Genomic DNA, 9373 nt, shown 5'->3' with positions numbered 1-9373 from the left:
GTTAGCTCCTACAAGGTCCGCGTTTCAAATCCATTATTGGAGTGATGTTTGATAGGAGCCGGGCTTGCCCGCGATAAAGCTGGACGCAATTGACTTTATGTCTGCGGCGCTCTTATCGCGGGCAAGCCCGGCTCCCACAGGTATCTGCGCAGGCCGCCAACCCGGTTTAAAGAGGTAACCCATGTTCGATTACTCCCCCCGCCCCGACCTGCTCACTGGTCGGGTGATTCTGGTCACTGGCGCTGGACGCGGCATTGGTGCTGCGGCTGCGAAAACCTACGCGGCACATGGCGCCACCGTGTTGTTGCTCGGTAAAACCGAAGCCAACCTGACTAACGTGTATGACGAAATCGAAGCTGCGGGTCACGCCAAGCCAGGGGTCATCCCTTTCGATCTGGAAACCGCGCTGCCCCATCAATACGATGAACTGGCGGCCATGATCGAAAAAGAATTCGGCCACCTTGACGGCCTGCTGCACAACGCCTCAATCATCGGTCCGCGTACACCCCTTGAGCAGTTGTCCGGGGAAAACTTCATGCAGGTCATGCACATCAACGTCAACGCGATGTTCATGCTGACCAGCACGCTACTACCATTGCTCAAGCTGTCCAAAGATGCCTCGGTGGTCTTCACCTCCAGTAGCGTTGGCCGCAAGGGCCGAGCGTACTGGGGCGCTTACGGGGTTTCGAAGTTTGCGACGGAAGGCCTGATGCAAACCCTCGCTGACGAACTCGATACCGTGGCATCGGTGCGCTCCAACAGCATCAACCCTGGCGCCACACGCACCAGCATGCGCGCCCAGGCTTATCCGGCAGAAAACCCTCAGAACAACCCGACTCCGGAAGAGATCATGCCGGTCTATCTGTACCTGATGGGCCCGGACAGCAGCGACGTCAACGGCCAGGCCCTTAACGCGCAATAACATCGCCCCACCCCGCTGTGACGGAAAACCGTCATCGGCGGGTGACTGGCGAGTCCCGCAAGTCAAGGTTATGTCGCCCCTAGACGAAAACCTGCTTGCCACCCCTCCCAAGCCCTTGTATTTAAAGCGTTATATTTAATTTCAAAGACTGGCACGACTTTCGCTCTGACTCAGCTTATCCAGCAATGCGCGCTGAGGAATGACGCCATGATTTCTCCTAAATCACCCAAAGCAATTAATTTTGATGCAGCCAAAATGAAACGATTGGGCATGCATCAACGACAGGTTCAGAACAACGTACAGCCGCCTGTCGGCTTGACGCAATTGGTGCAACAGCTCGGTCAGCAATTGCAAACCAGCCTGGAAGCGGAGCGAATCCTGGGGATGTTTTTCCGGGGTGTTCAGCGCGTGGTCCCGCTTGATGGGCTCAGCTACGAATACGCTGAAAGTGATCTGTACATGCAGATGGGCGAACGTGCTCCACACAGCATCAGTTACAACCTCAGTAATGAAGGCGAAGTTCTGGGCCTGTTTACCTTCGAGCGTAACGTGCGCTTCAGCGAAGAGGAATTTGCGGCGCTGGAATCCCTCATGACCTGCATACTGTTCCCGCTGCGTAACGCGCTGCTGTACCGGGCCGCCATGGAAAGTGCGTTGCGCGATCCACTGACCGAGACTGGCAACCGCATGGCCATGGATCAAACCCTGGCTCGCGAGATAGAACTCGCACGACGCAACGCCCAGCCACTGTCAGTGCTGATGCTGGATATCGATCACTTCAAGCGCGTCAACGACACCTACGGCCACGCCACCGGCGATGACGTACTCAAATTCATCGCTCAGGCGATTAAAAGCGAGCTGAGAAACGTCGACCGGATATTTCGCTATGGCGGCGAAGAGTTTCTGGTCGTGCTGTCCAACACGGGTCGCGATGCAGCAGGTTTGATGGGGGAACGACTGCGTAAGGCAGCTCAAGAACTGATGCACCCAGGGCTGGATAAAACCCTGGAGTTGACGATCAGCCTGGGTGGCTCAACGCTGCTGCCGGCGGAGTCTGCCGGCAGCCTCATGCGGCGCGCCGATATCGCGCTGTACGTCGCGAAGCGGCAAGGCCGAAATCGTCTCGCGATGGCAGGCTGAAACTCAGGTTTCCAATTCGGCCACTCGGGTGCGAGGCGATTTTGTCTTTTCCAACTGCATGCAGTTCTCCAGAAAGAGATACATGTAGTCATAACTCTTGGTGACCGCCTGCCGCAGTTCAGTCTGCAATTGCACGCTTGGGTTATTGCCCGCCAGCGTACAGATGATTTCCAGCGCTTCCCAAGGGTGCGAGTCATCATATTGCGCATGCATCTTCAGCCACTTCATCGCACGCTTGCGCGACTCCTCGGGAAACCCGTCGGCGTATACGTCCGAGGAGCACACGACAGCCGCCCACTCCCCCGTGGCGCCTTCGATGGCGTAATTGGTCGCAGCCATACCCACCACCAATGAGTCAGACGAACTGGTGTGCCAGCACCAGTGACTCAGCGCATGCAACTCGGGAGACACATGCTGAGCCTTGAGGTCATCAAGGCTGACACCGTGGGCATCCGCCCAATTTACCCAATAGTCAGCATGGTTAAGCTCCACGCGAATATTGCGCATCAACCAGCGGCGCGCCATGTCCTCGCCGGGATGGCGGGCAAAGCGGGTCTTCGCCAGGCTGTTGGCCATGTAGATGGCGAACTGCTCAACCACCGGCCAGCCGCCAATCAAATAATGACGCATGACTTTAGGGCTCAGGCGCCCGTCCCGCATGCGTTGGTAAAGCTCGTGCTCGACCACTCTGGATTTAGCGAAACTGCAATCCTTGATCAATTGCTGTGCCCAAGCCGGATAACTGCTGGCTTCCATGAGCGGACCGGTTCTGCTGAAAGTATCGATCACTGTGTGGCTCCTTTTCGTGAAGTTAATGGCTTATCGGAATGTTCCTGGCGTGCTGAACAACAACGGGACGGCCCTTGAAGGGCGTGCATGAAGACTTTGGCACGTGAACAACTGAGGACGTTCAATCAGATATCCCTGAGCGAAGTCAACTCCGATCTCACGCAGTGCGATCTCGATCTGGGGCGTTTCGACGAATTCGGCAATGGTGCGCTTGCCCATGACATGGCCAATGTGATTGATCACCTCGACCATGGCGCGGTTGATGGGGTTATCGAGCATGTCTTTGACGAAGCTGCCATCGATCTTCAGATAGTCCACTGGCAAGTGCTTGAGGTAGGCAAACGACGACATGCCGGCACAGAAGTCATCGAGGGAAAACTTGCAGCCCAGCGCTTTTAAATCATTGATGAAACGAATCGCGCAGCCCAGATTGGCAATCGCGATGGTTTCGGTGATTTCGAAGCAAATCAATGACGGGGGGATGTCATAAGTCCGGAACTGCAGCTTCAGGTAATCAAGAAAAGCATCATCGCCGATGCTCGCCCCCGAGAGGTTGATCGCACACACCGTCATAGGTCCGGCGTAACGCTCAACATCCCGGCCCCGGGCAATGATCTCGAAAACATTGCGCACCACCCAGCGATCCAGCTGAGTCATCAGACCATAGCGCTCGGCAGCCGGAATGAAGTTCTCGGGCAAGATCATGCGCCCGGCCTCATCACGCAGGCGCAAGAGGATTTCGATATGCCCGCTGTCATCCTGAGCATGCTGGCCGATACCGGCGATCTGCTGGGAGAACAGACAGAAACGGTTCTCGTCCAGCGCCATGTGCAAACGCTGCACCCACGCCATCTCACCAAAGCGCATGGACACTTCGGAGTCCTCGGCGTGATAGACCTGAACGCGGTTACGACCTTTTTCCTTGGCCATGTAGCACGCCATATCTGCCGAACGCAGCAACGCCTCCAGCGTCGTTGGAAGTTGAGAAATATGCACCAGGCCAATACTGACCGTGCTGACAAACGGCCTGCCCTTCCAGACAAAGTTCAGGCTCTGAACAGTCTGGCGCAAGGACTCCGCAATCGTTTCAGCCGTCTCCGGCGGGCAGTTCTCCAGCAAAATGCCGAACTCGTCACCGCCTAACCGTGCAAGCGTGTCGCCTTCACGCAAGCCCTGTTGCAGCACCGTGCAAATATGCCGCAGCAGTTCGTCACCGGCCCCATGACCGCTGGTGTCGTTGACCAGCTTGAACTGATCCAGATCCAGGTACATCACGGAATGCTGGCTCGCTTGCCGGGCCAACCCATCAAGCGCCTGTTCCAGGCGATATTCAAACTCACGTCTGTTGGCCAGCCCGGTCAGTGCATCGTGGGTCGCCTGCCAGGACAGATTGGCGATGTACTGCCGCTCCCGCGTCATGTCGTGCAGCACCAGCACCGTGCCGCTGACCCTGCCATCGGTAAAGATCGGCGACCCGACCAACGCCACTGAAACGGTGCTGCCGTCCAGACGCTGGATGAGTTTTGAATGCTCGCTGCCACCGCTGAGCTGACCACTGAGAATATGCTCGATCAGGGTTGAGCTGTCTTTGCGGTCATTTTCGTCAAGCAGGTTGAATAACGCCGCAAGCGGGAGACCACTGGCCTGAAAGTTTTTCCAGTGGGTCAGCCCTTCAGCAGCCGGGTTCATGTAAACGATAGCGCCCTCGACGTCAGTCGTAATCACGCCATCACCAATCGACTCCAACGTGACCTGCGCACGCTCTTTCTCCACCTGAAGGGCATCCGCGAAGGCATGGCGCTGAGTCAATAGTTTGTGCGTCCTGAGCAACGCCAGAATAATCAGCACCACCGCCGTCGCCAGGTTAATGACCAGCAGTAATCGCAGAATCCCTCGGGAGCCTTCGCTCAGGGCGTTACTGAACGCTCTGGCTACTGGCGTCACGCTTTCATTGATGGCGGTGATTTGGGCGCGCCATTCACTAATTTCGGCCTCGGTAGCTGCGCCCGACGAAATACGTTCATGCATCTGATGAGCAAGCGTATCCAGCTGGATCAGAAAGTCATCGCCCAGCCGCCATTGGTCGACGGCTTTTTTCATGTAACCCAATTCACGAAAATTCACATACAGCCAGATGACACTCGCGGCGTCATCAGGATGATTCCCGCCTTGCAGGAAGCCATCTGTCGCTTTTTTGATATCCGGAACCGGCTGATCCAGCGCTACGCGAAGCGCGTGGCCGCCCTCGGGTATTGAAATCGCCTGCTCGTAGCGCTGGAAATTGATCTCTTCGTGGCCATTGGCGTAGAGATTCAGGTAATAAATGGCGTCTTTCTGCCCCTTGGACCATAGGCTTTCGCCGCCGACATAGCTGCGCACGGCTGAAAGCATGTAGAGGCTGACACCCCCCAATAACGCCTGAAACAGCGCGACAGCGATAAATGGCCATACGATGCCCAACAGGCGGGGCTTTTCGAGGATCCGCTTTTGCTTCATGGGTTCCCTTTCATAAGCGATGCCAGATGCTCATCAAGCTGTCTTCAATTCATCCTGCCCAGAGACTAGGTCAAATCCATGAAACCGTTCAGGGAATTTTCTTGAATCTGAAACACACTACCGCCTCGCATGATGGAATCGCGATGCAGTGCACATAAAGAGAAATCAGCGAGCGTTACATGGGTGAAAGAACGCTGTTAACGCGGTGTTACCAACTACCAAGAAAGACCCTAAATGGGATTCTGGCAAGTAACCGTGGGAATTAAATGTGCTGCAGATGACCGTAAAGCTTTGCGTACAGCCCACCTTCAGCAATTAATTGCTGATGATCGCCCTGCTCTGCAATACGACCACCATCGAAAACCAGCACTTTATCGGCCTGCTTCACCGCGGATAAACGGTGAGCAATGATCAATGTGGTGCGGCCACTGAGAAACCGCGACAGCGCCTGATGCAGGCTGTATTCCGTTGCGGCGTCGAGTGCCGAGGTGGCCTCGTCGAGGATCACTACGCAGGGATCGGCCAATACCATCCGGGCGATAGCCAGACGCTGACGCTGACCGCCAGACAGTCGCACACCCGAGCGTCCCACAACACTGTCGAGCCCTTGCGGCAAGCTGCGAATGGTCGATTCGAGCTGGGCGATTTCCAGCGCTCGCCAACACGCTTCGTCGCTGCGCTCGCGGCCCATGGTCAGGTTGGCACGTACCGTATCGTTGAACAGTGCCGGATGCTGAAGCACCACCGCAACATTCTCCCGAATGGTTTCCAGACCGATCTCCTGCTGGGTCGCGCCACCAAAGCTGATCGTGCCGGCCTGTGGCGTGTACAACCCAAGTAGCAGTTGCACCAAAGTACTTTTACCGCCGCCACTGGCACCCACAACGGCGATCTTCTCACCGGGAGCAATCGTCAGGTTCAATTGATCGAGAATATTCTCTTCACCGTAACCGAAGCTCAAACCACGCACTTCAATGCCCACGGTTTTCTGACCGGCGAACGGATTGACGCCTCCCGGATACTGCGGCTCATCGGCACGCGCGAGCAGTTCGTTGATTCGGGTCAGCGCCCCGCCTGCGGCGTAATAGGCGTATTGCAGATTCAGTAGCTGTTCCACCGGCCCGATCATGAACCAGAGGTAGCTGAACACCGCCAACATGTGGCCGATGGACAGATCAGAAAACAGCACCGTCAACATGGCCGCGGCGCGGAACACATCGATCCCGAACTGGAACAGCAGCCCACTGGCCCGATTGGACGCGTCACTCTTCCATTGCGAAGCGGTAGCGTAATCACGGACTTCCCGGGCACGCACGCCCAGACGACCGAGGAAATAGCCCTGGCGATTACCGGCGCGGACTTCCTGAATCGAGTCCAGCGTTTCAGTCAGAGCCTGGGTGAACCGCGAGGTGCTGTCGTTCTCCTGCTTTTTGAGGTGTTTGACCCGCTTGCCCAATTGCACCGTGGCGTAAATCACCAGCGGGTTGAACAGCAGAATCAGCAGCGCCAGCTTCCAGTGCATCCACATCAGAATCGATGCGGTGCCCGTCAGCGTCAGCATCGCCACCAGAAAACGGCTCAGCGTGTCACCGATGAATTTATCCAGCGTATCCAGATCGGTGACCAGATGCGCAGTGACCGTGCCGCCGCCCAGGCTTTCGTATTCCCCCAGAGAGATGCGCTTCAGGCGCTCGATCAGGCGAATTCGTACGCGATACACAATGTCTTTGGACAGCCGGGCAAACAGCTTGGCCTGCACGACGTTGAACACCAGCGCGCCAAGACGCAGACCAAAGGTGAACAGCAGCATCAGGCCGATATAACCGGCTGGTTTTTGCAGGCTGTCGGGAAGGAAGTTATTCATGAACTTCAGCGCGCTGTCGCCGTGTCCCAACAACACCTCATCCACCAACAAGGGCAACAGCAGAGGAATCGGCACGGTACACAGCGTAGCCAGTACCGCCACACCATTGGCGATCCACAGCGCTTTTTTATGCCGTGAAGCCAAGCGACGAATCTGCGCCCAACTCAAGCGGTTGAACGTCACGCTTGATTCGTCCCGATCAGTTTTAAGAGGGTCAGGCACTGGCAGCACGCTCAAGCCAGCGGCCCAATAAAGGCGAGAGTTCTTCCAGCGACTGGTAGCCATTGGTCAACAACGCCAGTTGACCGTTGCGCTCAGCCAACAAGGTCGGGAAACCCGCGATACCCAGATCCTGGACCCAGGCGAAGTCTGCCTGGGTTGCGGCCAACTGTTCGGCGCTGTCGAAGGCAGCAGCGAATTCGATACGCGGCAAGCCAGCCTGCTCGGCAAGCTCAGCCAGCACCGCGGCACGCGTGACGTCACGTCCCTCGATATAGAACGCCTGCTGAATCAGCCCGACCAGCTTCCAGGCAAAGTCCGGCTCAAGATGACGCGCGGCGACGATGGCCCGGCATGCAGGCTCGGTGTCATAGACAAAACCGTCGGGCAACGCATCGTCGAAACGAAACGTCTGCCCGGTGGTTTTCTCAACCGCTTGCCAGTGCTCAAGGATGTAACGGCGAGTGGTCGGATCGAGCGCCGCCCCGCTACCCGTGCGCAAACCACCCATCACCAGATGCAACGCCACACCACTCGCCTGCGCTTGTTGAACCAGCGCTTGCGCCACAGGAGCAAATCCCCAGCACCAGGAGCACATCGGGTCCATTACATAAAGCAGGCGGGTGGACATGGATCAGGCCTCGTCTGGCTGGCGGTCTTCCAAACGGTAATTACGACCGATTGGGTGTGGCTGATTACGTGCTTTGGCCAGTTCGATCTGCTTCTGGCGGTCGATGGCGCTGCGACGGGTTTTCTCGCTCAGGCTGTCCCAGCAATAAGGGCAACTGATCCCCGCCGAGTAATGCTCACTGGCACGGTCTTCAGCGCTGATCGGCGTGCGGCACGCGTGACATTGATCGTAGTCGCCCTCGGTCAGGTCATGGCGGACAGTGACACGATTGTCGAACACAAAACACTCGCCACGCCACAGGCTTTCATCCTGCGGGACTTCTTCGAGGTATTTGAGAATGCCGCCCTTGAGGTGATAGACCTCGCCGTAGCCTTCACCGAGCATGTAGCTGGAGGCTTTTTCGCAGCGGATGCCGCCGGTGCAGAACATCGCGACTTTCTTGTGCACTTCGGGATTGAAGTGTTCCTTGATGTACTCGGGAAACTCGCGAAAGCTGGTGGTCTTGGGGTCGATGGCGCCTTCGAACGTGCCGATGGACACTTCGTAGTCGTTACGGGTGTCGATGACCAGCACTTCCGGGTCGCTGATGATGGAGTTCCAGTCTTTGGGTTCGACGTAGGTGCCGACGGCTTTGTTGGGGTCTACACCTTCAACACCCAGGGTCACGATTTCTTTCTTCAATTTGACTTTGGTGCGATAGAACGGCTGCTCGTCGCAGTACGATTCCTTGTGATCGATGTCGATCATGCGCGGGTCGTTCTTGAGCCATGCCAGCAGGCCATCGATGCCTTCGCGGCTACCGGATACGGTGCCGTTGATGCCTTCTTCGGCGATCAGCAAGGTGCCTTTGATGCCGTTGTCGACCATCGCCTGGAGCAGCGGCTCGCGCAGTTCGACGTAGTCGCTGAGGGTGACGAATTTGTATAGCGCCGCTACGACGATCGGTTGATTCATCGGCTGTTGTGTCATGTGTATCTCCAGGTGGCGACCCTCGCAAAGGGCCTACCGGATAGAAATTCATTCAATAAAAACGCGCAGGGTGTGCAGCGCGGGGCGGATTCTAGCAAAGATGGGGGGATGGGTGGGATCGAGGGGAGTGAATCAAATAGCGGAGCGGCTTGGACTTGTATGAATATCCGTTAGTTGGGCAACGGCTGGTTTGGGGTTGCGCCCTTACGGCGCCTCACTTTTGGGGCCCAAAAGTAAGCAAAAGGCTCTTGCCCCACCACTCGGCCCCTCGCTGTCGCTCGGTGTACCCGCCCGCAGATCCTGAACCGTGGGCCGCCGCAACGGGCCATCCATGGCCCAATGC

Annotated in this window: 7 protein-coding genes; 2 read left to right on the top strand and 5 right to left on the bottom strand. The window is 56.9% G+C overall.

The features are described 5' to 3' along the window. Positions 1 to 181 precede the first annotated feature (181 nt). Entirely contained in the window at positions 182 to 922 is a 741-nt protein-coding gene (locus RX972_RS28545; RefSeq protein ID WP_316880597.1) for a YciK family oxidoreductase, read from the top strand. A 207-nt stretch (positions 923 to 1129) separates the two neighbouring features. Next, positions 1130 to 2062: a GGDEF domain-containing protein gene (locus tag RX972_RS28540; protein ID WP_316880595.1), complete on the top strand. Its 933-nt coding sequence runs from the start codon at positions 1130 to 1132 to the stop codon at positions 2060 to 2062. Positions 2063 to 2065: 3 nt separating this feature from the next. On the opposite strand, the gene RX972_RS28535 is transcribed toward RX972_RS28540, so the two are convergent. The 5 genes from RX972_RS28535 to RX972_RS28515 all read right to left on the bottom strand — a co-directional run bounded on the left by RX972_RS28535 (position 2066) and on the right by RX972_RS28515 (position 9030). Then, a complete protein-coding gene (locus RX972_RS28535; RefSeq protein WP_316880593.1) occupies positions 2066 to 2851 on the bottom strand; it encodes a TenA family transcriptional regulator in 786 nt (261 codons plus the stop codon). Positions 2852 to 2881: 30 nt separating this feature from the next. Next, on the bottom strand, positions 2882 to 5347 hold the full coding sequence (locus tag RX972_RS28530; protein ID WP_316880591.1) for an EAL domain-containing protein: 2466 nt from the start codon (positions 5345 to 5347) through the stop codon (positions 2882 to 2884). A gap of 262 nt (positions 5348 to 5609) precedes the next feature. Further along, complete coding sequence (locus tag RX972_RS28525) at positions 5610 to 7496, bottom strand: ABC transporter ATP-binding protein (protein WP_235149769.1); 1887 nt, start codon at positions 7494 to 7496, stop codon at positions 5610 to 5612. Then, on the bottom strand, positions 7426 to 8028 hold the full coding sequence (locus RX972_RS28520; protein WP_255877357.1) for a DsbA family protein: 603 nt from the start codon (positions 8026 to 8028) through the stop codon (positions 7426 to 7428). The genes RX972_RS28525 and RX972_RS28520 overlap by 71 nt, the downstream gene beginning before the upstream one ends. A 36-nt stretch (positions 8029 to 8064) precedes the next feature. After that, positions 8065 to 9030, bottom strand: coding sequence for a rhodanese-related sulfurtransferase (locus RX972_RS28515; RefSeq protein WP_316880588.1), 966 nt, complete (start codon positions 9028 to 9030; stop codon positions 8065 to 8067). Between the last annotated feature and the right edge of the window lie 343 nt (positions 9031 to 9373).

The organism is Pseudomonas syringae group sp. J309-1 (genome assembly GCF_032582135.1).
In the GTDB taxonomy this organism is placed as follows: domain Bacteria; phylum Pseudomonadota; class Gammaproteobacteria; order Pseudomonadales; family Pseudomonadaceae; genus Aquipseudomonas; species Aquipseudomonas quasicaspiana.
The sequence above is the reverse complement of the archived record's forward strand: the minus strand, read 5'-3'. Positions and strand labels throughout refer to the sequence as shown.

Excerpts from the sequence above, each read along its gene's own strand:
- RX972_RS28525 (WP_235149769.1), bottom strand. The coding sequence starts at position 7,496 with ATGGCTACCAGTCGCTGGAAGAACTCTCGCCTTTATTGGGCCGCTGGC.
- RX972_RS28515 (WP_316880588.1), bottom strand. The coding sequence starts at position 9,030 with ATGACACAACAGCCGATGAATCAACCGATCGTCGTAGCGGCGCTATAC.
- RX972_RS28520 (WP_255877357.1), bottom strand. The coding sequence starts at position 8,028 with ATGTGCTCCTGGTGCTGGGGATTTGCTCCTGTGGCGCAAGCGCTGGTT.
- RX972_RS28545 (WP_316880597.1), top strand. The coding sequence starts at position 182 with ATGTTCGATTACTCCCCCCGCCCCGACCTGCTCACTGGTCGGGTGATT.
- RX972_RS28540 (WP_316880595.1), top strand. The coding sequence starts at position 1,130 with ATGATTTCTCCTAAATCACCCAAAGCAATTAATTTTGATGCAGCCAAA.
- RX972_RS28530 (WP_316880591.1), bottom strand. The coding sequence starts at position 5,347 with ATGAAGCAAAAGCGGATCCTCGAAAAGCCCCGCCTGTTGGGCATCGTA.